Consider the following 26,975-nt stretch of genomic DNA (forward strand, 5'->3'; position numbering starts at 1 on the left):
GCCGGCCGGTTTGACCGGCGCGGACCGCCCAGGTTCACTGGGCGGCGTGAGCTACCGCCGAAGGCGGCGCGGTCTGGTGCGGCCCCAGGAACAGCCGCGGGTCCAGCGGCTGCCCGGCCAGGCGGACTTCGAAGTGCAAATGCGGGCCGGTGGAACGGCCGGAACTGCCCACGCGGGCCACTTGCTGGCCGCGTTCGACCAGCTGCCCCTGCTTCACCATCAGGGAGGAAGCGTGGGCGTAACGGGTGATCAGGCCATCGCCGTGATCGATCTCGACCATATTGCCGTAGCCGGGCTGGAACTTGGACTCCAGCACGACGCCGCCGGAAGCCGCCAGGATGGGCGTCCCCGGAGGCGCGGCGAAATCCAGGCCTTCGTGCATGGCGCTGCGGCCGGTCACCGGGTTGCGGCGCCAGCCATACGACGAGCTGAGATAGGGGTAGTCGGTAATCGGCATGGCGGTCGGCATGCGCGCCTGGTCCGCCGAGCGCTTGGTCAGCGCCGCGTCCAGCAGCTTCAGATTGTCCGACTGCTGGGCCAGCCTGGCCTGGATCTCGTCGAGCTGGCGGCCCAGCGCCTCGGCCGAGGCCGCGCTGGGCGGCGGATGATCCGTGAACAGATCGTCCATGACCTGGGTGGCTTCGGGCTGGGTCAGCGCCTCGGGCTGCGCCACGGCCAACTGCTTGGCCAGCTCGGGATCGGTGTAGGCCACGCCGGCCACCTTGGCCACGCGCTGGCCCAATCCGTCGATGCTTACCAGCTTGGCCTGCAGCGCGCCGACCTTGGCGGCCAGCAGATTCATATTGCCGCGCAGGAAATCGGCGTCGCGCCCGGGTTGGCCCGCCAGGGGCCAGCCCACGGCATGTACGGCCGGCAGGATCGGAGTAAGGTATCGTTGTAAGGCGGCGCCAAAAATGGCGGCCGTGATCAAGGCGCCCCCCAGAAACAGCGCGAGGCGCGCGCCGCCCAGGGTGAAATGCCCGTCCCGCCCGTCGCGGGCGTGCATAATCACGATTTTCAAGGTTTGCTTCCTAATTCTTAGAGCCGGCATGAATAGACCCACTTCATACCGTCAACGTTCCAGTTCCAGCCGGCGGAAAGAAGATACCGCCCTGGGATGGCTGGGTCATGACATGCGGGGCGCCGGCGTTCTGGCGACCGCCCGCAAGCACTTGCAAATCCAGTATGCGGTGGCGGCGGTTCTGCCCGCCCCGCTGGGCGCCGTGTGCCAGGTGGGCAAACTGGAAAACCAGTGCCTGCACCTGGTGGTGCCTAGTGCCGCGCATGCGGCGAAGATGCGTCAACTGGCTCCGCGCATTGCGCGGACCCTGGCAGACCAAGGCTGGAACCTTAACGAAATCGCCGTCAAGGTACAAGCGGGTTTGCCCAAGCCTGGCGCCCGCCAGCCGCGCCCTCCCAAAGAGGCGCAACCGCTGGGCGACACCGCCCTGGGCGCGTTCGAGACACTGCACGGCAACCTGCGGCCCGGACCTCTGGCCGACGCGGTCGCCAAGCTACTGAAGCACCACAAGAGTAGCTGAAGCCGGCAGGGTTGTCCTTGATCCGGCACGCCCGGAAACGAAGCGAAACCAAGTTCTCGGACGGATCGATACCATGGTTTACCGCCGGTTTGCGCCTTAAGCGCTAGAGGATGGCAACCGTCGCCATCCTCTGGGAGTGCTCAGGGCCTGGGCGCGCAAGATGATAGCGCGGACGTCGCGGGAGCCGGCTTTGCCGGTCCGCAGACCTCGCCCCTTGAGGGGGCCCGCCTGAGGGGGGCCCGCCTGAGGAGGCCCGCGTCAGCGGGCAAGGGGGGCTGACCCTCTAGGCCAGCTGCCATTCGTGGCGAAACGCCTGCGGCGCCTCTGCCTGGGATTCGTAGGTGATCAGTTCCCAGGCGTCGCGCTGCTCCAGCAGCGCGCGGGCCAGCTGGTTGTTCAAGCCATGGCCCGACTTGCACGCGACGTAGCGCGCCACCAGGGGCTTGCCCAGCAGATACAGGTCGCCAATGGCGTCCAGGATCTTGTGCTTTACAAACTCGTCGTCGTAGCGCAGCCCGTCGCTGTTGAGCACGCGGTACTCGTCCATGACGATGGCGTTGTCCAGGCTGCCGCCGCGGGCCAGGCCCATGGAGCGCAAGGCCTCGACTTCGTTGACGAAGCCGAAAGTGCGCGCGCGGGCGATTTCACGCACATACGAGTGCGTCGCGAAATCGATCTCGGCGAAATTGGCCGTAGAGTCGATGGCGGGGTGGCGGAAATCGATCGAGAACGCCAGCGCGTAGCCCTCGTGGGGTTCCAGGCGCGCCCATTTTTCGTTGCGGCCTTCGCCTTCGCGCACTTCCACGGGCTTCAGGACGCGGATGAACTGCTTGGGCGCGTTCTGCTCGACAATGCCCGCCGAGCGCAACAGATAGACAAACGTGGCCGCACTGCCGTCCATGATGGGGACTTCTTCGGCAGTGAGGTCGATATGCAGGTTGTCGATGCCCAGGCCGGCCAGGGCCGACATCAGGTGTTCCACCGTCGACACGCGGACATTGCCCTGCTGCAGCACCGAAGCCATGCGCGTATCGCCCACGCCAGTGGCCTGCGCGGGCAGGTCCACGACCTGCGGCAGATCGACGCGGTGGAAAACGATGCCCGTATTCGGTTGTGCCGGGCGCAAGGTGAGCTCGACCCGCCGTCCGGAGTGGACGCCGACGCCTGTCGTGCGGACGAGATTCTGAATGCTGCGCTGTCGGAACATGAGACTTTGGTGTTTTTGAGCCAGGAAGCCGGCAAGAAGACGAGCAGATTGCCGGCGTAACTGACGTATTGTAACGCTGTCCGATCCCTGGCGCCATGTGGCGTCCGGATCGACCGATACCTCCGTCCCTTATTGAAACCGTGCAAGGGAAACACGGACCTCTCTGCCTCCGGCTCGCCCGTGGGGACAGGCAAGCCGGAGTGAGGGAGTGCATTTAGAGCCGAAAATCGGCCCTTAGGTTCAATCCGCTTGCTTGCGCAGGAATGCCGGGATGTCGAAATGATCCATGCCCGAGCTTTCCAGAGCACGCACCTGGGCCGACGCCTGGCTGCGCGGATTGCGCATGACAGACGGCATGTCCAGATTGCGGTAATCGCCTTGACCGCCGGCCGGCATCGCGCCCATGGGCATGTTGTCGGTGCCGGTACGCAGCACTTCAGCGGTGTTCTGCACCAGCTGCGGACGCGCTTGCGCACGGCCCAGGCCGGTCGCAACCACGGTCACGCGCAGGTTTTCACCCATGGTTTCATCGTAGGCGGTGCCGAAGATCACGGTCGCGTCGTCCGAAGCGTAGCTGCGGATCGTTTCCATGATTTCGCGCGTTTCGCGCATCTTCAGCGAGCGGCTAGCGGTGATGTTGACCAGCACGCCGCGAGCGCCGTTCAGGTCCACGCCTTCCAGCAGCGGGCAAGCAATGGCGTGCTCGGCGGCCACGCGGGCGCGGTCCGCGCCCGAAGCCGATGCCGTGCCCATCATGGCCTGGCCCTGCTCGCCCATGATCGTCTTGACGTCTTCGAAGTCGACGTTGACGTTGCCTTCGACGTTGATGATTTCGGCGATGCCCGCGCAAGCGTTGTGCAGGATGTCGTCGGCCGAACGGAAGCAGTCTTCCTGCGTCGCGTCCTCGTCCATCAGTTCATAGAGGTTCTCGTTGAGCACCACGATGAGCGAATGCACGTGCTTGGCCAATTCCGAGATGCCGTCCTCGGCCATCTTCAGGCGCTTGTTGCCTTCGAAGGTGAAGGGCTTGGTGACCACGCCCACGGTCAGGATGCCCAGTTCCTTGGCGACTTCGGCCACGACCGGACCTGCGCCGGTGCCGGTGCCACCGCCCATGCCGGCGGTGATGAAGACCATGTGCGCGCCGTTCAGCGCGGCACGGATCTCCTCGCGCGCGGTTTCAGCCGACGCGCGTCCCTGCTCGGGCTTGGCGCCCGCGCCCAGGCCGGTACGGCCCAGACGGATCTGCACCGGGGCGTTGGTCGCCGCCAGTGCCTGCGCATCGGTGTTGGCGCAGATGAAATCCACGCCATGCACACCGCTGCGAATCATGTGCGCCACGGCATTGCCGCCCGCACCGCCCACACCAACGACCTTGATAACGGTCCCTTTGGTGTTGTTCTCAAGCATCTCAAAGTTCATCATGATGACTCCCTCACAAGTCCGATTTCGCAAATCACAAAAATTCCCCAACCAACCTATGTTTTGTGAATCGCCTCAAACTCGTCGCCGGACGGGCCCGCAACGGGTTTGAAGCGCCTCCCCTCTTCTGGCCCGGTCCGCGATACCGCTGCGAACCGCACCAAGGACAGGCCCCAACCTGCCCTTTAAAACTCAGTTCATGAACCATTCCTTCATGCGCGCCAGCAGGCTCTTGAAATTGCCTGTCTGGGCGGCGACCTTGCGGCCGCGCACGCGCTGCATCCGCGCTTCCTGCAACAAGCCCATCACCGTCGAGAAGCGCGGATTGCGCATCACGTCGGCCAGGCTGCCTTCGTATTCGGGCACCGCCACGCGCACCGGCTTGAGGAACACGTCCTCGGCCAGTTCGATCATGCCGGGCAATTGCGCCGAGCCGCCGGTCAAGACCACGCCGGAAGCCAGCAGATCCTCGTAGCCGGAGTCGCGCACGACCTGCTGCACCAGCGTGAACAGCTCTTCCACGCGCGGCTCGATCACCGCGCCCAGCGCCTGGCGCTTGACCTGGCGCGGACCACGGTCGCCCAGGCCCGGCACTTCCACGGATTCGTCCGGGCTGGCCAGGACCTGCTTGGCCACGCCGTAGCGCAGCTTGATTTCCTCGGCATCGGGCGTGGGCGTGCGCAGCATCGCGGCGATGTCGTTGGTGATCTGGTCGCCGGCGATGGGCAACACGGCGGTGTGGCGGATCGCGCCGCCGGTGAAGATGGCCACGTCGGTGGTGCCGCCGCCGATGTCGACCAGCACGACGCCGAGTTCCTTTTCATCGGCGGTCAGCACGGCCAGGCTGGAGGCCAGGGGCTGCAGGATCAGGTCCTGCACTTCCAGGCCGCAGCGGCGCACGCACTTCACGATGTTCTGGGCCGCGCTGACCGCGCCCGTCACGATGTGCACGCGCACTTCCAGGCGCAGGCCGCTCATGCCGATGGGCTCGCGGATGTCTTCCTGGCCGTCGACGATGAACTCCTGCGTCAGCACGTGCAGCACCTGCTGGTCGGTCGGGATGTTCACCGCCTTGGCGGTCTCGATGACGCGGGCAACGTCGGTGGCGGTGACTTCCTTGTCCTTCACGGCGACCATGCCGCTGGAGTTGAAGCTGCGGATATGGCTGCCGGCAATGCCGGTGTAGACGTCGCGAATCTTGCAATCTGCCATCAGCTCGGCTTCTTCAAGCGCGCGCTGAATGGAATTCACAGTGGTCTCGATATTGACGACCACGCCCTTGCGCATGCCGCGCGATTCGTGCTGGCCGAGGCCCAGCACTTCGAATCGCCCTTCAGGCAAAATTTCAGCCACCACAGCCACCACCTTGCTGGTGCCGATATCGAGGGCGACGATAAGGTCCTTGATGTCACGGGTCATGGCGTTAGCGTTTCTTGGGAGGTTTCGGTATGGATTTGGATTTGGTTTCCGACGGCGGCAACGGGGCCAGCGCCAGGGCGAAACCATTGGGATAGCGCAAATCGGCCTGCGTCACGGTGCGCCCTTCCAGGCGCCCCGCCACGGCGGGCCACGCCTGCACAAAACGTTGAATGCGGGCCGCGAACGGCAAGGCGCCTGGCAGGCCATGCGGATCCGGCGCATCGGCGCCCGGATCGCGGCCCAGGTCCAGCGACATGCCGTTGGACAGCACCACCCGCCAGGCGTAGCGCGGACTCAGGTCCAACTGAGTAACGTGCATGTCCAGCGGAGCGAACCAGCGCGCCAATTCGGCGTAGCGCTGCACGACCAGCGATTCGGAGCCCTCCGGACCGGAGAACTGCGGCAGCACGGTCTCGTCGTCCACCTCGCCCGTGTTGGCCGTGAACGCCTCGCCCCAGGTGTTGATCATCTGGTTCTCGTTCCACAGCGCCAGGGGCTGCTGTTCCTCGATCCGCACGCGCAGCACGTTGGGCCAGATCCGCCGCACGGTGGCATGCCGGACCCAGGGCACCGATTCGAAGATCTCGCGCGCGTCGTCCAGGTCCACCGTGAAGAAGTTGCCCTTGAAGCGGCCCGCGATCGCCGATCGCACCGCCCCCGTGGACACGTAGTGCAGCTCGGTGTCCGGCATCGATTCCAGCTCGATGGCCTGCAGCGTGAAGAACGGGCGTTGCGCCACCCACACCACGCCCGCGACGAGCATGGCGCAAACCGCCAGCACGGCCAGCGTGTTGGCGATCAGGTTGGTGGTGCGAGCGTCGTTCCACACAGAGTATCCGGGTCAAGCGTTGCGGGCCGGGCTGTGCACTTTGCACGCAGCCTCGGACAAGATCGCCACGCACAGTTCGGCGTAGCTGATTCCCACCGCCTTGGCGGCCATGGGAACGAGTGAATGACTGGTCATGCCAGGCGAGGTGTTCATTTCCAGCAGCCACGGCCGGTTGTCGCGGTCGAGGATGAAATCGGCGCGGCCCCAGCCTTCGCAGCCCAGCGCCTGGTAAGCCTTGACCGCGACCTCGGCGACTTCCGCGGCCACTTCGGGCGGCAGCGTGGCCGGGCAGAAGTACTGCGTGTCGTCGGAGAAGTACTTGTGCTCGTAGTCGTAGTTGCCGCCGGGCGCGGCGATTTCGATGACAGGCAGCGCGCGCGCGGTCTTGCCGCCGCCCAGCACCGCCACTGTCAGCTCGCGGCCGGTGATGAACTGTTCGGCCAGCACTTGGGCGTCGAAACGCGCGGCCGCGGCGTAGGCTTCCTTCATGTCGGAATAGCCCACCACCTTGGTGATGCCCACGGTCGAACCTTCGTGCGGCGGCTTGATGATCAGCGGCAGGCTCAGGCGGTCCGGCACCAGGCGCAGCTCGGTGTCGGCGTCCAGCAATTCAAAATCAGGCGTGGGCAGGCCGTGCTGCAGCCAGACGCGCTTGGTCATGGTCTTGTCCATGGCCAATGCAGAGGCCAGCGGGCCGCTGCCGGTATAGGGGATGCCCAGCAGTTCCAGGGCGCCCTGGATCGTGCCGTCTTCGCCGTAGCGGCCATGCAAGGCGATGAACACGCGGTCAAAACCCTGGGCGGCCAGTTCGGACAGGCTGCGCTCGCCCGTGTCGAACAGATGTGCGTCGACACCGGCACTGAGCAGCGCCTGATGCACGCCGGCGCCCGACATCAGGGACACCTCGCGCTCGGCCGAACGTCCGCCGTACAACACACCCACCTTGCCGAATTGCGTGCTCATGCCAGTTCTCCAACTTGGGCGGGGACCTTGCTGATCGAACCCGCTCCCATAACAATCACTACGTCGCCGTCGCGCACGAAATCCACCACGGCCTGCGGCAGTTCCGCCACGTCCTCGACGAACACCGGTTCGACCTTGCCGGCCACGCGCAGGGCGCGCGACAGGGCCCGGCCGTCCGCGGCCACCAAGGGCGGCTCGCCCGCGGCATAGACCTCGGTCAGCAGGACGGCGTCGGCCGTGCCCAGCACGCGCACGAAATCCTCGAAGCAGTCGCGGGTACGCGTATAGCGGTGCGGCTGGAAGGCCAGCACGATGCGGCGGTCAGGCCAGGCGCCGCGCGCGGCGGCCAGAGTGGCGGCCATTTCCACCGGGTGATGACCGTAGTCGTCGATCACGGTGAAGGTACCGCCGCCATGATTGGCCGGCACCGGGAATTCGCCCGTCTGCGTAAAGCGGCGGCCCACGCCCCTGAACGAGGACAGCGCCTCGCAGATGGCCTCATCGGCCACGCCCAGCTCGGTCGCCACGGCGATCGCGGCCAGCGCGTTGCGCACGTTGTGCAGGCCCGGCAGGTTCAGTTCGACCTGCAAGGGCGGCAACAGGGTGTCGCGGTGCGTGCGCTGCACGTTGAAACGCATGCGCGTGCCTTCCGGCTGCACTTCGTAGGCGCGCACTTGCGCCTCTTCATTCAAGCCGTAGGTCGTGATGGGCCGCGACACGAAGGGCATGATCTCGCGCACATTGGCGTCGTCCGAACACAGCACGGCGCTGCCGTAGAACGGCAGACGCTGCGTGAACTCGATGAAGGCGCTCTTCAGGCGCGCCACGTCGTGGCCGTAGGTGTCCATGTGATCGGCATCGATATTGGTCACGATGGCCATCACCGGCAGCAGGTTCAGGAACGAGGCGTCCGACTCGTCGGCCTCGACCACGATGTAGTCGCCCTGCCCCAGGCGCGCATTGGCGCCAGCCGAATTCAGGCGGCCGCCGATCACGAAGGTCGGATCCAGGTCGCCGGCGGCGAGCACGCTGGCCACCAGGCTGGTCGTGGTCGTCTTGCCGTGCGTGCCGGCAACGGCGATGCCGCGCTTCAGGCGCATCAGCTCGGCCAGCATGATGGCGCGCGGCACCACCGGGATGCGCGCCGCGCGGGCGGCGATCACTTCGGGGTTGTCGCCCGCCACGGCGGTGGACGTGACGATGGCGGCCGCGCCCGTGACGTTGCTGGCCACATGGCCGATCGCGATCTTCATGCCCAGGCCGGCCAGGCGGCGCGTCACCGCCGACTCGTTCAGGTCGGAACCGCTGATGGTGTAGCCCAGGTTGAGCAGCACCTCGGCAATGCCGCTCATGCCCGAGCCGCCAATGCCTACGAAATGGATGTGTTGAATTCTGTGTTTCATGATGCGCGCCCCGCTGCTTGTTCACAGACGTCGGCGATATGGGCCGCGGCTTCGGGGCGCGCATGCGCGCGGGCCCGTTCGGCCACGGCTTGAAGTTCTTGTCGGGAGCGCTGGCCCAGCCACTGCGCCAGCCATTCGGGTGTCAGGGCGGTCTGCGGCTGCAGCCAGGCGGCCTGCGCGTCGCTCAGGAAGCGCGCGTTGGCGGTCTGGTGGTCGTCGATGGCATGCGGGAACGGCACGAACAGGGCCGCGACGCCCGCCGCGGCCACTTCCGACACCGTCATGGCGCCGGCGCGGCAGATCAGCAGATCGGCCTCGCCCATGGCGCCCGCCATGTCATCGATGAAGGCGCGGCAGTCGGCTTCCACGCCCGCCTGGGCGTAGGCCTGCTGCAGCGCGGGCAAATGTTGCTCGCCGGCCTGGTGCACCACCACCGGCCGGCTTTCCTGCGGCAATAGCGCCAGCGCCTGCGGCAGCGTGGTATTCAGCGCCTGCGCGCCCAGGCTGCCGCCTACGACCAGCAGGCGCAGCGGACCGCTGCGGCCGGCGTAGCGCTGCGCCGGGTCCGGCAGCGCGCACAGGTCGGCGCGCACCGGATTGCCCATGGCCTCGCCCTTGGGCAGCACGCCGGGAAAGCCGCTGAGCACGCGGCGGGCCATCCTGGCCAGCCACTTGTTCGCGGTGCCGGCCACGGCATTCTGTTCATGCACGACCAGCGGCGTGCCGCGCAGCGCCGCGATGACGCCTCCCGGGAACGCCACATAGCCGCCCATGCCCAGCACCACGTCGGGCCGCACGTCGGACAGGCGCGACCAGGCTTGCCCGAATGCGCGCAGCAGCAGGAACGGCAGCTTCAGCAGCGCCGAAGCGCCCTTGCCGCGCACGCCTTGGAAACGCAGCGGCACCAATTCGATGCCGCGCGGCGGCACCAGCCGGCCTTCCATTTTTTCAGGGTTGCCCAGCCACAGCACGCGCCAGCCGCGCTCGCGCAGCACGTCGGCCACGGCCAACCCCGGCATGATGTGGCCGCCGGTGCCCCCGGCCATGATCAGGATGGTGCGGGAAGTCATACTCGCCCCCCACGCATCATGACGCGGTTTTCCACGTCGACCCGTATCAGCATCGCCAGCGCGCACAGATTCATCACAATGCCCGAACCGCCATAGCTCATCAGCGGCAGGGTCAGGCCCTTGGTCGGCAACAGCCCCAGGCAGACGCCCATATTGATGAACGCCTGCACGCCGAACCACATCGCCACGCCATGCGCCACCAGGCCCGCGAAGGTGCGTTCCATGGCGATGGCCTGGCGGCCGATGTCGAAGCCGCGGTAGACGATGATGGCGAACAGGGTGATGACCAGCATCACGCCGGCAAAGCCCAGTTCCTCGCCCACCACCGCCATCAGGAAGTCGGTGTGCGCTTCGGGCAGGTAATGCAGTTTCTCGACGCTGGCGCCCAGCCCCACGCCCAGCCATTCGCCGCGGCCCAGGGCGATCAGCGAATGCGACAGCTGGTAGGCGCTGCCGTAGGCATTGTCTTCGTTCCAGGGATCCAGATACGCGAACAGGCGCGCCCGGCGCCACGGCGACAGCCAGATCAGCATCAGGAAGGTGCTCACCAGCACCGCCAGCAGGCTGCTGAAGTACTTGCCGTTGATGCCGCCCAGGAACAGGATGCCGATGGCGATCGCCACGATCACCATGAAGGCGCCCAGGTCGGGCTCGAGCAGCAGCAGCATGCCGACGCCGGCCAGCGCGAACGCCATCGGCAGGAAACCCCGGGCGAAGGCCTGCATGTGCTCCTGCTTGCGCACGGTGTAATCGGCGGCGTAGAGCAGCGCAGCCAGCTTCATCAGTTCGGAGGGCTGGAAGTTCAGCGGGCCCAGCGGAATCCAGCGGTGCGCGCCGTTGACCTCGCGGCCAATGCCGGGGATCAGCACCGCCACCAGCAGCACGATGGCCACCACGAACAGCGGCACTGCCAGGCGCTGCCACACGCGGATCGGCACCGCCAGCACCACGGCGGCGCCAAGCAGCCCGGCGCTGACGAACAGGCCATGGCGGATCACGAAGTAGTAGCGGCCATAGGATGCGTAGCGCGGGCCGTCGGCCAGCGCGATCGACGCCGAATACACCATCAGCAAGCCGAGCAGCAGCAAGGTCGACGCCGCGATGACCAGCGGCAGATCGAAATTGCGCATGCGGGTACGGCCGGGCCGTACGGCGTTGACGCTGGCGGTGAGATCGGCGATCAAGCTCATGCGATCTCTCCACAGTCGCGGGCCAGGTCTTCGACCTCTTCCACGAACACCTGTCCGCGATGCGGGTAATTGCGGAACATATCCATGCTGGCGCAGGCGGGCGACAACAGCACGGCATCGCCCGGCTGGGCCAGTTCGGCAGCTCCGCGCACGGCGTCGCGCAGCGTTTCAGCCATGACGCACTGCACCCCGGTCGGCGCCAGCACGCGGGCAATCTCGGGACCGTCCTGGCCGATCAGCATAACCGCGCGCGCATGCTGCGCCACGCCCGGGATCAGCGGCGAAAAGTCCTGGCCCTTGCCCAGGCCGCCCGCGATCAGCACCACCTGCTGGCCCAGGCCTTCGAGCGCGGCAACGGTGGCGCCCACGTTGGTGCCCTTGCTGTCATTGATGTAGTCGACGCCGCCTATCGTGCGCACGAAGGCGGCGCGATGCGGTTCGCCCGTGTATTCACGCAGCGCGCGCAGCATGGCGCCCCAGCCCAAATCCAGGCAACGCGCCAGCTGCAGCGCGGCCAGCGCGTTCAAGGCATTGTGGATGCCGCGGATGCGCAAGGCATCCACCGGCATCAGGCGGCTCATGCGGCCCTTGGCGCGCACCGGCTCGGGCGCGTCCTTCTTGCGGCGCACCGGCGGCGCAGGCTCATCGAAATCGTTGGGTTCGCAGGCCACCAGCCAGGCCACACCCTGGCCCAGTTCCAGGCCCATGTCGCCGACCAGTTCCGGCACATCGCGGCCGAAGCTGCGCACGTTCAGCGCGTTCAGGGTGGCGACCATGTCCACGGTGTACGGATCGTCGCGGTTGACGATGGCCACGCGGGCCATCTTCAGCAGGCGGGCCTTGGCCTGCGCGTAGGCTTGCATGCTGCCATGCCAGTCCAGGTGATCCTGGGTGACGTTCAGCACCACGGCCGCGTCGGCCATCAGCGAGCGCGTGGTTTCCAGCTGGAAGCTGGAGAGTTCCAGCACCCACACCTGCGGCAGCGATTCAGTGTCCAGCGCCTCCATCAGCGCGGCCAGCGCCGCGGGGCTGATGTTGCCCGCCGCCACGACCGACAGGCCGCTGGCCTCGACCAGTTGGCGGGTCAGCGCGGTGACGGTGGTCTTGCCGTTGGTGCCGGTCACGGCCAACAGGCGCGGGCGGTACTCGCGCGTCTCGGCCAGATCGGCCAGCGCGCGCGCAAACAATTCGATCTCGCCGACGATCTCGATGCCGCGGGCCTCGGCCTCGCGCAGCAGTTCGGCCGCGGGCGCCTGCGCCGGCGCCAGGCCGGGGCTCAGCACCACCTGACTCACGCCGTCCAGCAGCGCCGTGTCGAAGGACTCGTCGCAGCCCAGGCGGTATTCCACTTCGCTTTGCGCCAGCGATTCGCGCAGCGCGGCCAGCCCGCCCGGTTCGGCGCGCGTGTCGGCCACGCGCAAGCGGGCGCCCAGGCGGGCGCACCAGCGAGCGGCGGCGACACCCGTCTCGCCCAATCCGAGGATCAGGACGAGCGGCGCGTCTGCGCGGGAGGTTTCCATCGTATTCATCGCAACTTCAGGGTAGAGAGGCCAATCAGCACCAGCATCATGCTGATGATCCAGAAACGCACGACCACCTGGGTTTCCTTCCAGCCGCCCACTTCAAAGTGATGATGCAACGGGGCCATGCGGAAAATGCGTCTACCTGTTCCATAACGTCGCTTGGTGTACTTGAACCAAGTCACTTGCATCATCACGGAAAGGGTCTCGACCACGAACACGCCGCCCATGATGAAGAGCACGATTTCCTGGCGCACGATGACCGCGATGGTGCCCAACGCGCCCCCCAAGGCAAGCGCGCCGACGTCACCCATGAAGACCTGGGCCGGATACGCGTTGAACCATAAAAATGCCAGTCCCGCGCCGCCTATCGCGGCGCACAGCACCATCAATTCCGCCGCGCCCGGAATGTAGGGGAACAGCAGGTACTTGGAATAGTCCACGCGGCCGACCACGTAAGCGAAGATACCCAGCGCGCTGCCCACCATGACGGTGGGCATGATGGCCAGGCCGTCCAGGCCATCGGTCAGGTTCACGGCATTGCTGGTGCCGACGATGACCGCCCAGGTCAACGCCACGAAGCCCAGCACGCCCAAGGGGTAGCTCACGCTCTTGAAGAACGGCACGATCAGGTCGGCGCGCGTCGGCAAGGACATCGTGAAACCGCTGCCCACCCAGGCCTTGAACAAGGGCCACAGTTCGGTATTGGCCGGCGCCGACACGGCAAACGCCAGATACCCCGCGGCCACCATGCCGATGGTGGCCTGCCAGAAGAATTTTTGCCGCGCAGGCATGCCTTCCGGATCGCGATAGACCACCTTGCGGTAGTCGTCCCGCCAGCCGATCCAGCCGAAGCCGAAGGTCACCAGCAACACCACCCACACGAAGCGGTTGGTCCAGTCCGCCCACAGCAAGGTGCTGATGGCGATGGAAATCAGGATCAGCACACCGCCCATGGTGGGGGTGCCGGTCTTGACCAGATGGGTTTCCGGACCGTAGGAGCGCACGGCCTGGCCGATCTTCATCTCGGTCAGTTTGCGGATCACGCGCGGGCCGGCCACCAGGCCGATCAACAGCGCGGTCGCGCATGCCAGAACAGCGCGCAGGGTGATGTATTCGAACACCCCCAGTGCGCGCACATCGTCAGACAGCATGCGGGCGATTTCAAGCAGCATTCTGCTCTCCCTGCCCCTTGGCCGCCGTACCTTCATTCATCGAAAAAGCCGTCACTACCCGCTCCATGCGCATAAAGCGCGATCCCTTTACCAATACGCAGGACGGGCGCAAGCCGCGCATTGCGGCAACCACTTCGTCTACCGATGCGCAGGCGTGCGCGCGCTCACCGAATGCGGCCGCGGCCGCCCGGCTGGCTTCGCCTAGCGTGATGAGCGCGTCGAGGCCTTGCTCGCGCGCGTAATTGCCCACCTCGACATGCATGGCGGGGCCGTTGTCCCCGACCTCGCCCATGTCGCCCAGCACCAGGACGCGCTTGCCGGCCATGCGGGCCAGGACGTCCACGGCTACGCGAACCGAGTCGGGGTTCGCATTGTAGGTGTCATCAATGAGCAACGTTCCGTCACTCATACTCTTGTGCTGCATGCGGCCCGCAACCGGGCTGAAACCGGCCAGGGCGCGCACCGCGCCGTCCAGCGGCGCCCCCGCGGCGATCGCGCTGGCGATGGCGGCCAGCGCGTTGCGCAGGTTGTGCAGGCCTGGCACCGGCAGCGCCAGGTCGGCGACGCCCACCGGCGTGACCACGCGGCAGCGCGTGGCGTTCACGTCCGCCAGGATCTGCTCCGCATACACGTCCAGGCCGGGCTGCAGGCCGAAGCGCAGCACGCGGCGCGGCTCGGCCAGGGCGTCCCAGATCGCCGAATACGGTTCGTCGCCGGGATAGACGGCGACGCCGTCCTCGGGCAAGGCCGCGATGGCGGCGCCATTCTCATGCGCCACCGCTTCCACGCTGTGCATGAATTCCTGGTGCTCGCGCTGGGCATTGGTGACCAGCGCCACCGTGGGCACGGCGATGGCGGCCAGTTGCGCAATCTCGCCGGGGTGGTTCATACCCAGCTCGAACACGGCCGCACGGTGCTCCGGCCGCAGGCGCAGCAGAGTCAGCGGCACGCCGATGTCGTTGTTCAGGTTGCCGGCCGTCGCCAGCCGGCCCGTCTCGCCCTGCCACTCGGCCAGCATGGCCGAGATCATTTCCTTGGTCGTGGTCTTGCCGTTGCTACCGGCCACCGCCACCACGGGCAGCGTGAACCGCGCGCGCCACGCGGCGCCGATGCGCATCAACGCGACGCGGGTATCGCCCAGCACCAGTTGCGGCAGCTTGGCGTCGGGCACGGCATGCGCCACCACGGCCGCGCACGCGCCGCGCGCCTCGGCCTGATCCAGATAGTTGTGGGCGTCGAAGTTCTCGCCCACCAGCGCGACGAACAGCTCACCGTCGCCGATGCGGCGGGTGTCGGTGGACACGCCCTTGACCTGCGGCAGCAGCAGCGCCAGCCGGGCCCATTCGCGGTCATCGAAGGGCAGCTTCTCGCCGCCGATGTCCTGATAGGTTTCATGCCCCTTGCCAGCCAGCAGCACCACGTCATCGGGCGCAGCCGCCCAGATGGTCTGCATGATGGCGCGCGCGCGGTCCACCTGTACGTCGGGACTGACGCTGTCGGGGATGCCCGCCAGGATCTGCTCGACGATGGCTTCAGGCGATTCGGTGCGCGGATTGTCGCTGGACACGACCACGTGGTCGGCCAGGTCGGCGGCGATGCGGCCCATCACGGGACGCTTGCCCGGATCGCGTTCGCCGCCGCAGCCGAACAGGCAGATCAATCGGCCCGCGCGCGCGGTCGCGACGGCGCGCAGGGCCGCCAGCGCCCGCGACAGCGCATCGGGGGTGTGGGCATAGTCCACCACCACCAGCGGGCCGCGGCCCGTGCTGGCCTGGGTGCTGTGAGCCACCGGCTCAACGGTTTGCAGGCGGCCATCGACGGGATCCGTGGCGGCCAGTTCGCGCGCGATCTGCGCAAACGGCAGGCCCAGCTGATACAGCACGCCCGCCACCAGCAGCAGGTTCGACACGTTGTGCGCGCCCAGCAGGCGGGTCACGATCTGGGCCTCGCCATGCGGCGACACCAGGGTGAAGATCTGACCCTGGGCGGTGGCCTGGAGATCCCGCGCGCGCATGCCGGCGGGAATATCCTGCGCTTCGCTCAGGCTGTAGCCCATCGCCATGCCGGCAGGCAGATCGGCGATCAGGCGGCGTCCGGCCTCGTCGTCGGCGTTGATCACGGCGGCGGTCAGGCCCGGCCAGCGGAACAGGCGCGCCTTGGCGGCTTCGTACCGTTCCATCGTGCCGTGGTAATCGAGGTGGTCGCGCGTCAGGTTGGTGAAGGCGGCCAGCGCAACGCGCACGCCGTCCATCCGGCCCTGCTCGATGCCGATGGAAGACGCTTCCATGGCCACGGCCTTGGCGCCGGCGTCGCGCATGGCGGCCAGCGTGCGGTGCACGGTCAACACGTCCGGCGTCGTCAGGTCGCCGCCCAGCGTCTGCCCGTCGGGCAGCACGGCGCCCAGGGTGCCAATGGTGCCGCAGGGCTTGTCATTGCGGCTCAGCGCATGGGCAATCCATTGCACCGATGAAGTCTTGCCGTTGGTGCCCGTTACCGCCACCACCGCCAGCTCGGCCGAGGGCCGGCCGTACCAGGTATCGGCCAACTCGCCCAGCAGGGCGCGCAGGCCGGTCACCGGCAGCATCGCGGCCTGGTCCGCCACGGCCGCGACGGCATCATTGGCGGGGGCTTCGAACAATACCGCGCTGGCGCCCAGCGCCAGCGCCTTCTCTATATAGAGACGTCCATCGCTGGACAGGCCCGGGCAGGCGACGAATACATCGCCCGGCTCGATATCGCGGGAGTCCAGCTTGAGGTGCGCGGTCAACGACACGCGCGAACGCAACCACGCCACGGTTTCGGCAACCGTGGCGACAGGGTTGGAGAGGAAGCCTTTGGCGCTCATCTGCCTGGCTCCTTAAGACCAGCAACAATTGTGGATTCGAAGGGTGCGTCCGGGCGCACCCCCATCAGCCGCAAGCTCCCCCCCACGATCTGGGAGAACACGGGCGCGGCGATAGCGCCGCCGTAGTAGCCGCCGACCGTCGGTTCGTCGATGGACACGGCCACGACAATCTTGGGGTCCGACACCGGAGCGAAGCCCACGTACGAGCTCCGATAACGCTGCATGCTGTACTTGCCGTCGACGATCTTGCGCGCGGTGCCGCTCTTGCCGGCCACGCGGTAACCCTGCACCTGGGCGGCCTTGGTGCCTTCGGGACCGGCCGCGGCCTCAAGCATGGCGCGCACCATCTGGGTGGTCTTCGGCGTATAGATCTTGACACTGGTGGGATCGCTGTCGCGCTTGACCAGGGTCAGCGACACCATGTCGCCGTTGCGGGCGAAAACGGTATAGGCGCGCGCCACCTGCAGCAGCGACACCGACAGGCCGTAGCCATAGGCCATGGTGGCCTTTTCGATCAGGCGCCAGCGGTCCCAGGGGCGCAGGCGACCGGGCGCCGCGCCGGGGAATCCCACTTGGGGCGCCTGGCCCAGGCCTAGTTCAGTGAAGCGATCCCACATCTCGCGGGATTCCAGCTTCTCGGAGATCATCGTCATGCCGATGTTGCTGGACTTGCGCAGCACGCCGGCCACGTCCAGCGTGCCGTTGCGACTCACGTCGCTGATCGTGCTGCCCTGATACTGGAAGCGGCCATTGCCGGTTTCGAACAGGGTCTTGGTGCTGATGCGGCCCAGGTCCAACGCCAGCGCGGCGGTGAACGGCTTCATGATCGAGCCGGGCTCGAAAGTGTCGGTGATCGCCTGATTGCGCAGCTTGGAGCCGTGGAAGGTTTCGCGCTTGTTCGGATCGAAGGTCGGCACATTGGCCAGGGCCAGGATTTCGCCCGTATGCACGTCCACGACCACGGCGGTCGCGCCCTTGGCCTGATGTTTGTCCATGGCGTCTTTCAAGGCCTTGAACACCAGGTACTGCAAGCGCGTGTCGATGGACAAACGCAGGTCGCGGCCGTCCACCGGCAGGGTCACGGCCTGCACGTCTTCAATTACGCGGCCCAGCCGGTCCTTGATGACGCGGCGGCTGCCCGGATGGCCGGACAACTGCTGGTTGAACGTCAGCTCGACGCCTTCCTGCCCCTGGTCCTCGACGCTGTTGAAACCCACCACGTGGGCCATCACATCGCCGTCCGGGTAGTAGCGGCGGGTCTCGGGCTGCTGGTGCACGCCGGGCATGCCCAGTTGCTTGATCTTGTCGGCCACGTCCATGGAGACCTGGCGCTTCAGGTAGACGAAGTTCTTGTCTTCGTCGACCAGGCGGTGCCGCAGGTCGGCCAAGGGCGTTTCAAGCAGCTTCGCCAGCGTGTCCATCTGTGCCGGGGTGGCCTGCTTGGCGTCTTCGGGAATCGCCCAGATCGCGCGCGCCGGCACGCTGGAAGCCAGCACCGCGCCGTTGCGGTCCATGATCTTGCCGCGCGTGGCGGCCAGGGTCAGCGTGCGCTCATAGCGCCGCTCGCCCTGCTGCTGCAGGAATTCGGTGGACAGCCCCTGCAGGAACAGGGCGCGGCCGGCCAGCACGGTGAACCCGCCAAACAGCAGGATCAACACCAGGCGGGCGCGCCAGGTGGGCAATTGCCCGCGCAGCACGGGGTTGTCGAAGAAGGGGACGCGTTTCATTGCGCGCCTCCATTGGCGGAGACGGGCGCCTGATTCATGTACAGCGTGCGGTCCGGAACGATGGAGATCATCTTCAGGCCCTCGCGCGCGATGGCGTCGACCCGCGCGTTGCGGGCCAGTTCGGCGCGGTCCAGCTGCAGGCGCCGCCAATTGGTTTCGAGGTCGCGCGCCTGCGCCTGATCTCGGCCCAGCTCGATAAAGAGCTGGCGCGACTGATACCGGCTGGTGACCAAAGAAATGGCCGACAGCATCAGCAAAGCCGCAACGATCAGGTTGACGCGACCCATTAGCGGCGCCCTCCCTTGCCGCGGCGCGGCGGGGGTGCCAGGTCGCTGCCCGGCAGCGAACCGATCTTCACGAACGCGAAACCGCCCTCGGCGGGCAGCGGCGTTTCGGTACGTTCGGCTACGCGCAGGACTGCGGAGCGGGCGCGGGCGTTGGCCGAGACCTCATCGTCTTCGGCCAGCACGCGCCCGAGGGAACGCAGGACCGGCTGGGGCATTTCGCTTTCCCGCAGGGGCAGGCGCGCATGCGCCGCGGCCGGACGAGCCGCCGCCGCGATGCACTGCTTGACCATGCGGTCTTCAAGCGAATGAAAGCTGATCACCGCCAACCTCCCTCCCGGGGCGAGCAGGTCTAGAGCTGCCGCGAGGGTGCGCGCGAGCTCTTCGAGTTCCCGATTGATGTAAATCCGTAGAGCTTGAAAGGTGCGTGTGGCCGGATGCTGCCCCTTTTCGCGCGTGCGGACGGCGCTGGCGACGCACTCGGCAAGTTCGAGCGTGGTGCGCAGCGGCCTTGTTGCGCGGCGAGCAGCAATCGCCTTTGCAACCTGAAAAGCAAACCGTTCTTCGCCATAATCCGCTATGACCTCCCGCATCTCATCCACACTGGCTTGCGCCAGCCAATCCGCCACCGTGGGACCACGAGTGGTGTCCATCCGCATATCGAGCGGGCCGTCTCGCATGAACGAGAAACCGCGCTCGGCATCGTCGATCTGAGGCGAGGAAACGCCCAGATCGAGCATCACGCCATCGACCTTGCCGATGCCGAGCTGCTCCAATTCTTCGGCCATGGTGGCAAAGCCCCCATGCACCACGGTGACCCTCGGGTCCGCTGCCGCCAGTTGCCTGGCTACGGCGATCGCCTCCGGATCCTTGTCGAACACCACCAGCCTGGCGCCCTTGCCCAGACGGCCGAGCAGCTCGCGGCTGTGCCCGCCACGCCCGAAGGTGCCGTCGACGAAGACGCCGTCCTCCGCTCGCGTAGCCGTAGCCGGCCCGGCCTGCTGATACGACCGTGCCGCGCCCTTGCCGCCGAAGTCAGGCAGCAATAACGCGTCCACCGTCGGCTCCAGCAGTACGGGCCGATGTTCGAATTCCATAACTTTTTCAGAACGAAAACTGATTCAACACATCCGGCATACCCTTGGCCAGGTCCTCAGCCTCGCGGCTGGCCAGGGTAGCGGCGTCCCACAGCTCGAAGTGCGCGCCCAGACCGAGCAGCATCACATCGCGCGTCATACCGGAAGCGTTGCGCAGTTCAGGAGCGATCAGGACCCGGCCGGAGCTGTCCAGTTCCACGTCCTGAGCGTTGCCCAGCAACAGCCGCTGCAACGCGCGCGCCGTCATGGGAAAGGCGGCAATCTGCTCGCGCTTCTTTTCCCACTCCGGCCGCGGGTAGACCAGCAAGCAGCCGTCAGGGTGGCGTGTCAGGGTCAGCCGGCCATCGGCCTGCGACATGAGCGCGTCACGGTGCCGGGTCGGAATCGAGATCCGTCCCTTGGCATCCAGCGTGAGTGCGCTGCTTCCCTGAAACACCACTTTTACCCCACTTAATTGCACAATTTCCTACTATTTCCCACTCTACGGTATGGGATCAGGGCGGTCAAGCGCGTGGTTGCAATTTTTTCAATCACAACAAGGACTTAGATCAACATGTAAATCCGCAAAAAGAAAAACCTCCCAATAAATCAGGAGGTTGCGGCACTATCTAAAAGTCCTTCTTCAGAAGTGGCGGCTAACAATGCCTTTGCATTGTTTTACGGTCGGTCGATTGCTCCGGTTGGCAAGGCTTTCAGCCGGGGCCACCGCTTTGAGCATGCAAAAAAATGGTCAGACCCCGCCAGCGCGACGCCAGGTTCCAGTCCGAACCTGGCTCGCGTTGAGAATGAGTTGCAAGACGGGCCTATAGGCCGGATTCTGTACACCAGGTTTCCCTGGCGGACGATCATTCCTCTGCGCGGATCATTGCTGAGCCGCTCTAGCCATCTACCCGCATGCTTGGACGGAGCCGCCCTTCACGATCCGAAGACCGCACGCATGCCTATTTGATGTTGCTCCGGATAGAGGTTGCCGCGTTTCACCCTGCGATGCCGCCGCCCGTTGCCGGACGGCGCGATACGGAGATGGCCGTATCTGTGCGCGCGATGCGCGCCCACCCCGCAGACTCGTCTCTGTGGCCCTATTCCTCAACCGCGCCCGAAGACGCGGCCGGACGGCCGTTAGCCGTTACCCTGCCCTGTGGAGTCCGGACCTTCCTCGATGGATTCGCACCCACCGCGATCGCCCGACCCGCCTTGCGGTCCGTATTCTATTACACCCGGCGGCACTGTCCCCGAAGGCGCCGCCGCACGGGCCGCCCAAACGGCGTTCCGGGGTTCCTGCGACAATACGCCTTGATTCGCTCAGACGCCGCAGACACGACCCACCACATGGCCCTTGCTACTCTCATCACCCTTACCGACATCCAGCTGGCCTATGGCCACCATCCGCTGCTGGATCACGCCGATTTCGCCATTCAGGCCGGCGAGCGCATCGGCCTCATCGGCCGCAACGGCGCCGGCAAGTCCTCCCTGCTGAGACTGCTGGACGGCAGGACCCAGCCCGACGATGGCGACATCGCCCGCAGCTCGGGACTGCGTGTGGCCACCGTCGAACAGGAACCCGAACTGGACGAAAACGCCACCGTCTTCGATGTCGTCTGCAATGTCGAGGGCGATCACGAAGACTGGCAGCGCCCGTCGCGCGTGCGCTCAGTCCTCGAAAAACTCGGCCTGCCCGCCGACGTGCAGATCGCCGGCCTGTCCGGCGGCACGCGCAAGCGGGTCGCGCTGGCGCGTGCGCTGGTCGATGAGCCCGATCTGCTGCTGCTGGACGAACCCACCAACCATCTGGACTTCGAAGGCATCGCCTGGCTGGAAGACATGCTGCGCGCCTGGAACGGCGCCGCCGTCATCATCACCCACGACCGCCGCTTCCTGGACGCCGTCGCCACGCGCATCGTCGAACTCGACCGCGGGCGCCTGCTGAGCTTCCCCGGCAACTTCTCGCAGTGGCAGGAGCGCAAGGCCCAGTGGCTGGAGTCCGAGCGTCTGGAGCAAGCCCGCTTCGACAAGCTGCTGGCGCAGGAAGAAGTCTGGATCCGCAAGGGCGTCGAAGCCCGCCGCACCCGCAATGAAGGCCGCGTGCGCCGTCTGGAACAACTGCGCGTCGAACGCGCCGAACGCCGCGAACGCGTCGGCGATGTCTCGCTGGCGCTCGCCGAAGGCCAGCGCTCCGGCAAGCTGGTTGCCGAACTCGACCACGTGCACAAGGCCTTCGGCGACAAGATCGTGGTGGACGACTACTCCACCACCCTCCTGCGCGGCGACCGCATCGGCATCATCGGCCCCAACGGCGCCGGCAAGACCACGCTGCTCAAGCTGATCCTGGGCGAAATGCAACCCGACAGCGGCACGACGCGGCTCGGCACCAACGTCGCGGTCGCGTATTTCGACCAGATGCGCGCGCAGCTGGACGAAAACGCCACGCTTGTCGACATCATCAGTCCGGGCAGCGAGTGGGTCGAAATCGGCGGCACGCGCAAACACGTCATGAGCTACCTGGGCGACTTCCTGTTCTCGCCCGCCCGCGCCGGCTCGCCGGTGCGCAGCCTGTCCGGCGGCGAACGCGCCCGCCTGCTGCTGGCTCGCCTGTTCGCCCGCCCCGCCAACGTGCTGGTGCTGGACGAACCCACCAATGACCTCGACATCGAAACGCTGGAACTGCTGGAAGAATTGCTGCAGGAATACCAGGGCACGGTGCTGTTGGTCAGCCATGACCGCGCCTTCCTGAACAACGTCGTCACACAAACCATCGCCTACGAAGGCAACGGCCGCTGGCGCGACTACGTGGGCGGCTATGACGAATGGGTCGCCCAGCGGCCCGCTCCGGTTGCTGCCGCCGAAGACGCCACCCCGGCCGCCCGCCCCGCCGACGATGCCGCCTCGCGCGCCAAGGCCGCAAAGCCCAAGCCGGCCAAGTCCGCCAAGATGAACTCCTGGGAACTGCGCGAACTGGAAGGCCTGCCCGACGCCATCGCCGCCCTGGAAGCGCAACAGGCCGAGCTTGCCGGCAAGCTCGCCGATGGCAGCCTGTACCGCGACGCGCCCGCCGAAGTCGAGCGTATCAACGGTGAACTGGCCAAGCTGGAAAGCGAACTCGAAGAGCGGTTTGCCCGCTGGGAACTGCTGGAAGCGCGCCGTGAAGGCACGCTGTAATCAGGCTGTCTCTATATACATATAGAGGCGCATGAAAAATGCCCCCGAATTTCGGGGGCATTTCTTTGTCTCGGACCTGCCGGGCAGCGCAGTTGCCTAGCCCCGCGCGCGCCATTCCAGCGCTTCGCCCGCAGCCAGCGGAACCAGCGTCGTGTTGCCGAACGCCACTTCCTCGGGCACCTGGTAGGTCTCGCGCACCAGCGTCAGCGTGCCGGTGTTGCGCGGCAGGCCGTAGAAGTCGGGACCGTGGAAGCTGGCGAAGCCTTCCAGCTTGTCCAGCTTGCCGACGGCGTCGAAGGCTGTCGCGTACAGCTCCATGGCGTGCAGTGCCGTGTAGCAGCCGGCGCAACCGCAAGCATGTTCCTTCAACCCGCGCGCGTGCGGTGCGCTGTCGGTCCCCAGGAAAAAGCGCGGGCTGCCGCTGGTGGCCGCCTCGACCAGCGCAAGGCGGTGCGTCTCGCGCTTGAGCACCGGCAGGCAGTAGAAGTGCGGCCGCACGCCGCCCTGGAAAATCGCGTTGCGGTTGTACAGCAGATGCTGCGGCGTGATCGTGGCGGCGATGGGGCCTTCGGCATCGCGCACGTATTCCGCGCCCTCTTTGGTCGTGATGTGTTCGAACACCACTTTCAACGCCGGGAAGGCGCGGCGCAGCGGCTTCATCACGCGTTCCACGAAGATCGCCTCGCGGTCGAACAAGTCGATCGACGGGTCCGTCACTTCGCCGTGCACCAGCAGCGGCATGCCGCATTTCTCCAGCGCCTCCAGTGCCTTGGCGCACTTGCCCAGCAGATCGGTCACGCCGGCATCGGAGTTGGTGGTGGCGCCCGCCGGATAGAGCTTCACGGCGTAGACCTGGCCCGACTCGTAGGCGCGGAAGATCTCTTCCGACGTGGTCTTGTCGGTCAGGTAAAGCGTCATCAGCGGCGTGAAGGCATCCGGATTGCCACCCGCCTTCTTCAAGGCCTCCAGAATGCGGCCGCGATAGGCCAGGGCCTGTTCGGTGGTGGTAACCGGCGGCTTCAGGTTGGGCATGATGATGGCGCGCGCAAACTGGCGCGCGGTATCCGCCACCACGGCCTCCAGGGCCGCGCCGTCGCGCAGGTGCAGATGCCAGTCGTCCGGCCGGGTGATGGTGAGCTGAGTCGTGTTTTGAGTAGACATGAGAGGCTTCTTAATCTGCCAGCGGCATGCCCCGTTCGGCCAGCGCGCTGAACATCGCGCTGCCCAAGGGGATGACGGCATCGTTGAAATCGAAATGCGAGTTGTGCAGCACGCAGCCGGAATCGGCTCCGCCCTGGCCCAGCCGGAAGTATGCGCCAGGCTTGCTCTGCAACATGAAGGAGAAATCCTCGGAGCCCATCGACGGCGTCAAATCGCGCACGACGTTCTCCTTGCCTATCATCTCGGTGGCGATGTCCGCCACCAGATTGGCGTGCTGCGGCGTGTTCAAGGTCGCAGGATAAATTCGTTCGTAGGTCACCTCAGCCGTGCCGCCAAAGGCGCCCGCGATCGCGGACACCAGCTCGCGCATGCGGGTCTCCACCATTTCCTGCACGGATTTGCGGAAGGTACGCACCGTGCCCACCATCCTGGCCTCACGTGGAATCACGCTCATGGCGCCTGGATGACCGGCCTGCAGCGAGCCGATGGACACCACGGCCGAATCCAGCGGATTGACGTTGCGCGACACGATGGTCTGCAACGCCGTGATGATCTGCCCCGCGATCGTGACGGGATCGATGGTCTGATAAGGATGCGCGCCGTGGCCGCCGCGTCCGGTGATCAGGATCTCGAAGCGGTCAGCCGCGGCCATCATCGGCCCGGGATTGATGCCTATCGTGCCCGGCTTCAGGCCCGGCCAGTTATGCAGCGCATAAATCGCGTCGCACGGAAAGGTATCGAACAGGCCGTCTTCCAGCATGGCGCGCGCGCCGCCGCGCCCTTCTTCCGCAGGTTGGAAGATCAGCACCGCAGTACCGTCGAAATTGCGTGTCTGCGACAAGTACTTGGCGGCACCGATCAGCACTGCGGTGTGGCCGTCGTGGCCGCAGCCATGCATCAGGCCAGGTTTGGTCGACTTGTGGCCAAAGTCGTTGTCTTCCGTCATGGGCAAGGCATCCATGTCGGCACGCAGACCTATCATGCGTCCGCTGTCGCAGCGTTTGCCGCGGATGACGCCCACCACGCCGGTCTTGCCGATGCCGCGATGCACCTCGACCCCCAGCGCCTCCAGCGCACCCGCCACGATCCCGGAAGTCCGGACCTCCTCGAAGCCCAGTTCGGGATGTGCGTGCAAATCGCGCCGCAGCGCCGTCAATTCGTCATGAAAGAGGCGAATTGATTCCAAAGGAGATCGTGCGTACATAGGAGGTTACAGAATGACGATGTAGGGAGGACAGTGTGTGCATTTTAGTTGCTACAGAGGATAAATGCCTTTGTCTTTACGGGAGAGACACGTTATGCTCCGGCCGCAGGACAATTTTTCCAACAGCCAGAGAAGGAGCGCCGCATTATGGCCACAACCTCCAAACCCGCGACCGCGCGCAAGCCGAACGCTGCATTCATGAAGCCCCTGACCCCCAGCGCCGACCTGGCTGCTGTCATCGGCTCGGAAGCCGTGCCGCGTACCGAGGTCACCAAAAAGATCTGGGAATACATCAAGAAGCACAACCTGCAAGATGCCAGCAACAAGCGCAACATCAACGCCGATGCCAAGCTGCGCCCGATCTTCGGCAAAGATCAGGTCACGATGTTCGAACTGACCAAGCTGGTCAACGCGCATCTGAAGTAAGCAGGCAAAGGGCGTACCCCGTACGTCCCTGCCTCTACATATCGTCGCGACGCCCCGGTTCATCCCTGGGCGAGCTCGCCTCCCCAGCGCAGCTTTCACGCATCGCGACAGCCACGCCGCCACCTCGCCGGCATGGCTCGATTCCCCACACCAGCATTCCCCGAAAGCCAAGCCTGGCGCGCCTCTTCAGGCAGTTGGCCGCGCTTCTTGCAAGCTCGCATCAAGCGGCTGAAAGCAACGCGAACAAAGCCAGGCCCGGCTGCTTCACGAGCATCCGCATGCAACCATGCACGGGCAAGCTCCTGCGCCTGCAGACTCACGCACGCTGCTGAACCACGCGTCCGCCCTTGTTCGCTGATGCACGCACGCGCACGATCAACGCGGCCTCTTGTTGTCGAGCCCAACAAAGCAAAAGGCCGGCTCATGCCGGCCTTTTGCTTGAACGCGCGCCTTCAGGCGTAGGTGGTCGGCGCGGAGCCTTCCAGCAGCGACAGCCAGCCCTTGATCAAGCGATACAACACCCATATCACGGTCGCGGCCAGGCCGATCCAGCCTATGAAGATCAGCGTCGCGATACCGCTGATGGCCAGCCACAGCAAGGCCCACCAGAAGGTACGCAGCAGCCAGTCGAAATGAGCGGCATAGACGGTGCCTGCGGCGTCCGAGCGCTTCAGATACATCAGCACCACGGCCGCCAGCGTGGCGATGCCCAGGAATCCACTCGTCAGGAAGCCCAAGGCATACAAGCCATAGGCCACGTGGGTCAGCGTGCGCAGGTCTAACGTCGTTCCGGGCACGGGGGTCTGGGGATCACTCACGATAACGCTCCAACGAATTGACTCGGTCAATCTTACCGCACAAAGCCACCCCGCCAACGGCCGTTGTTATTTGGGCACATTCAATGCTGGCGCGGCTTGCAGCCTGATTGACGGTCCGCAAGCGTCACGCAAAAACTCATGTCGCGGCCTCACGCGCCTACCATCGCAGACAGCGCGGAGACCTGACAACAGCACCCGCGCAAAAGAAAAAACCCCGCAGCGCGAGCTGCGGGGTTCCTGGAATCAAAGCCTGACAATGACCTACTTTCACGGACGTCCGTCCACTATCATCGGCGCAAAGGCGTTTCACTGTCCTGTTCGGGATGGGAAGGAGTGGGACCACCTTGCTATGGTTGTCAGGCGTAACTGCTTGAGTGCCTGCCCTGCCTGGGCAAACGCTCCAATCCTGTCGTGAGGGGGCTTATGAGTGCGTCTGGAGCAATGCTCGACAGGCGCCCGTCATGGGCTCTCACAAAGACAAAACCCCACAGCGGTTAGCTGTGGGGTTCTGCGGAATA

General features: G+C 65.9%; 22 protein-coding genes, 1 rRNA gene and 1 other RNA gene. 3 read left to right on the top strand and 21 right to left on the bottom strand.

Going from position 1 to position 26,975, the window contains the following annotated elements:
• Window positions 1–34 precede the first annotated feature (34 nt).
• Complete coding sequence (locus tag BRO63_RS03780) at window positions 35–1,006, bottom strand: M23 family metallopeptidase (RefSeq protein WP_088138598.1); 972 nt, start codon at window positions 1,004–1,006, stop codon at window positions 35–37.
• Between the two features lie 127 nt (window positions 1,007–1,133).
• On the opposite strand from BRO63_RS03780, the gene BRO63_RS03785 reads away from it, so the two are divergent.
• Window positions 1,134–1,541: a DciA family protein gene (locus BRO63_RS03785; RefSeq protein WP_088138599.1), complete on the top strand. Its 408-nt coding sequence runs from the start codon at window positions 1,134–1,136 to the stop codon at window positions 1,539–1,541.
• Between the two features lie 283 nt (window positions 1,542–1,824).
• On the opposite strand, the gene lpxC is transcribed toward BRO63_RS03785, so the two are convergent.
• The 16 genes from lpxC to rnpB form a co-directional block, all read right to left on the bottom strand.
• The gene (gene lpxC, locus BRO63_RS03790) at window positions 1,825–2,748 is read right to left on the bottom strand and encodes a UDP-3-O-acyl-N-acetylglucosamine deacetylase (protein WP_059373723.1); all 924 of its coding nucleotides are present in this window, start codon (window positions 2,746–2,748) and stop codon (window positions 1,825–1,827) included.
• 240 nt (window positions 2,749–2,988) lie between these two features.
• On the bottom strand, window positions 2,989–4,173 hold the full coding sequence (gene ftsZ, locus BRO63_RS03795; RefSeq protein WP_088138600.1) for a cell division protein FtsZ: 1,185 nt from the start codon (window positions 4,171–4,173) through the stop codon (window positions 2,989–2,991).
• 189 nt (window positions 4,174–4,362) lie between these two features.
• Complete coding sequence (ftsA, locus tag BRO63_RS03800; protein WP_006217473.1) at window positions 4,363–5,589, bottom strand: cell division protein FtsA; 1,227 nt, start codon at window positions 5,587–5,589, stop codon at window positions 4,363–4,365.
• A gap of 4 nt (window positions 5,590–5,593) precedes the next feature.
• Window positions 5,594–6,418 carry a cell division protein FtsQ/DivIB gene (locus BRO63_RS03805; RefSeq protein ID WP_088138601.1) on the bottom strand — a complete coding sequence of 275 codons (825 nt, stop codon included), beginning with the start codon at window positions 6,416–6,418 and terminating at the stop codon, window positions 5,594–5,596.
• Between the two features lie 12 nt (window positions 6,419–6,430).
• Complete coding sequence (locus BRO63_RS03810) at window positions 6,431–7,381, bottom strand: D-alanine--D-alanine ligase (RefSeq protein ID WP_088138602.1); 951 nt, start codon at window positions 7,379–7,381, stop codon at window positions 6,431–6,433.
• Window positions 7,378–8,784, bottom strand: coding sequence for a UDP-N-acetylmuramate--L-alanine ligase (murC, locus tag BRO63_RS03815; protein ID WP_088138603.1), 1,407 nt, complete (start codon window positions 8,782–8,784; stop codon window positions 7,378–7,380). The genes BRO63_RS03810 and murC overlap by 4 nt, the downstream gene beginning before the upstream one ends.
• Window positions 8,781–9,854: an undecaprenyldiphospho-muramoylpentapeptide beta-N-acetylglucosaminyltransferase gene (murG, locus tag BRO63_RS03820; RefSeq protein WP_088138604.1), complete on the bottom strand. Its 1,074-nt coding sequence runs from the start codon at window positions 9,852–9,854 to the stop codon at window positions 8,781–8,783. Before murG ends, murC begins: the two co-directional genes overlap by 4 nt.
• Window positions 9,851–11,044, bottom strand: coding sequence for a putative lipid II flippase FtsW (ftsW, locus tag BRO63_RS03825; protein ID WP_088138605.1), 1,194 nt, complete (start codon window positions 11,042–11,044; stop codon window positions 9,851–9,853). Before ftsW ends, murG begins: the two co-directional genes overlap by 4 nt.
• Window positions 11,041–12,573: a UDP-N-acetylmuramoyl-L-alanine--D-glutamate ligase gene (murD, locus tag BRO63_RS03830; protein WP_088138606.1), complete on the bottom strand. Its 1,533-nt coding sequence runs from the start codon at window positions 12,571–12,573 to the stop codon at window positions 11,041–11,043. Before murD ends, ftsW begins: the two co-directional genes overlap by 4 nt.
• Complete coding sequence (gene mraY / locus BRO63_RS03835) at window positions 12,570–13,739, bottom strand: phospho-N-acetylmuramoyl-pentapeptide-transferase (protein WP_088138607.1); 1,170 nt, start codon at window positions 13,737–13,739, stop codon at window positions 12,570–12,572. The genes murD and mraY overlap by 4 nt, the downstream gene beginning before the upstream one ends.
• Window positions 13,729–16,584 (bottom strand): bifunctional UDP-N-acetylmuramoyl-L-alanyl-D-glutamate--2,6-diaminopimelate ligase MurE/UDP-N-acetylmuramoyl-tripeptide--D-alanyl-D-alanine ligase MurF, encoded by a 2,856-nt coding sequence (murF, locus tag BRO63_RS03840; protein WP_088138608.1) that lies wholly within the window; start codon window positions 16,582–16,584, stop codon window positions 13,729–13,731. The genes mraY and murF overlap by 11 nt, the downstream gene beginning before the upstream one ends.
• The gene (locus BRO63_RS03845; protein ID WP_088138609.1) at window positions 16,581–18,311 is read right to left on the bottom strand and encodes a peptidoglycan D,D-transpeptidase FtsI family protein; all 1,731 of its coding nucleotides are present in this window, start codon (window positions 18,309–18,311) and stop codon (window positions 16,581–16,583) included. The genes murF and BRO63_RS03845 overlap by 4 nt, the downstream gene beginning before the upstream one ends.
• Window positions 18,308–18,598, bottom strand: a complete 291-nt coding sequence (ftsL, locus tag BRO63_RS03850; RefSeq protein ID WP_088138610.1) for a cell division protein FtsL — start codon at window positions 18,596–18,598, stop codon at window positions 18,308–18,310. Before ftsL ends, BRO63_RS03845 begins: the two co-directional genes overlap by 4 nt.
• Window positions 18,598–19,692: a 16S rRNA (cytosine(1402)-N(4))-methyltransferase RsmH gene (rsmH, locus tag BRO63_RS03855; protein ID WP_088138611.1), complete on the bottom strand. Its 1,095-nt coding sequence runs from the start codon at window positions 19,690–19,692 to the stop codon at window positions 18,598–18,600. Before rsmH ends, ftsL begins: the two co-directional genes overlap by 1 nt.
• Before the next feature lie 7 nt (window positions 19,693–19,699).
• Complete coding sequence (gene mraZ, locus BRO63_RS03860) at window positions 19,700–20,128, bottom strand: division/cell wall cluster transcriptional repressor MraZ (RefSeq protein ID WP_088138632.1); 429 nt, start codon at window positions 20,126–20,128, stop codon at window positions 19,700–19,702.
• A 354-nt stretch (window positions 20,129–20,482) separates the two neighbouring features.
• Window positions 20,483–20,888: RNase P RNA component class A (rnpB, locus tag BRO63_RS03865), an RNA gene on the bottom strand.
• Window positions 20,889–21,021: 133 nt separating this feature from the next.
• On the opposite strand from rnpB, the gene BRO63_RS03870 reads away from it, so the two are divergent.
• On the top strand, window positions 21,022–22,848 hold the full coding sequence (locus BRO63_RS03870; RefSeq protein WP_088138612.1) for an ATP-binding cassette domain-containing protein: 1,827 nt from the start codon (window positions 21,022–21,024) through the stop codon (window positions 22,846–22,848).
• A 96-nt stretch (window positions 22,849–22,944) separates the two neighbouring features.
• Here the strand turns inward: BRO63_RS03870 and pyrC are convergent, their stop codons facing one another.
• Window positions 22,945–24,009, bottom strand: coding sequence for a dihydroorotase (pyrC, locus tag BRO63_RS03875; protein ID WP_373557762.1), 1,065 nt, complete (start codon window positions 24,007–24,009; stop codon window positions 22,945–22,947).
• Between the two features lie 10 nt (window positions 24,010–24,019).
• Window positions 24,020–25,213, bottom strand: a complete 1,194-nt coding sequence (locus BRO63_RS03880) for a M20 aminoacylase family protein (protein WP_088138613.1) — start codon at window positions 25,211–25,213, stop codon at window positions 24,020–24,022.
• A 147-nt stretch (window positions 25,214–25,360) separates the two neighbouring features.
• On the opposite strand from BRO63_RS03880, the gene BRO63_RS03885 reads away from it, so the two are divergent.
• A complete protein-coding gene (locus BRO63_RS03885) occupies window positions 25,361–25,639 on the top strand; it encodes an SWIB/MDM2 domain-containing protein (protein ID WP_059373735.1) in 279 nt (92 codons plus the stop codon).
• A 452-nt stretch (window positions 25,640–26,091) separates the two neighbouring features.
• On the opposite strand, the gene BRO63_RS03890 is transcribed toward BRO63_RS03885, so the two are convergent.
• Together BRO63_RS03890 and rrf are read right to left on the bottom strand one after the other, a co-directional pair.
• On the bottom strand, window positions 26,092–26,457 hold the full coding sequence (locus tag BRO63_RS03890; RefSeq protein ID WP_013391517.1) for a DUF4870 family protein: 366 nt from the start codon (window positions 26,455–26,457) through the stop codon (window positions 26,092–26,094).
• Window positions 26,458–26,705: 248 nt separating this feature from the next.
• Window positions 26,706–26,818: ribosomal RNA gene (gene rrf, locus BRO63_RS03895) — 5S ribosomal RNA — on the bottom strand.
• Window positions 26,819–26,975 lie beyond the last annotated feature (157 nt).

The organism is Achromobacter xylosoxidans (assembly GCF_002192695.1).
In the GTDB taxonomy this organism is placed as follows: domain Bacteria; phylum Pseudomonadota; class Gammaproteobacteria; order Burkholderiales; family Burkholderiaceae_B; genus Achromobacter; species Achromobacter xylosoxidans_C.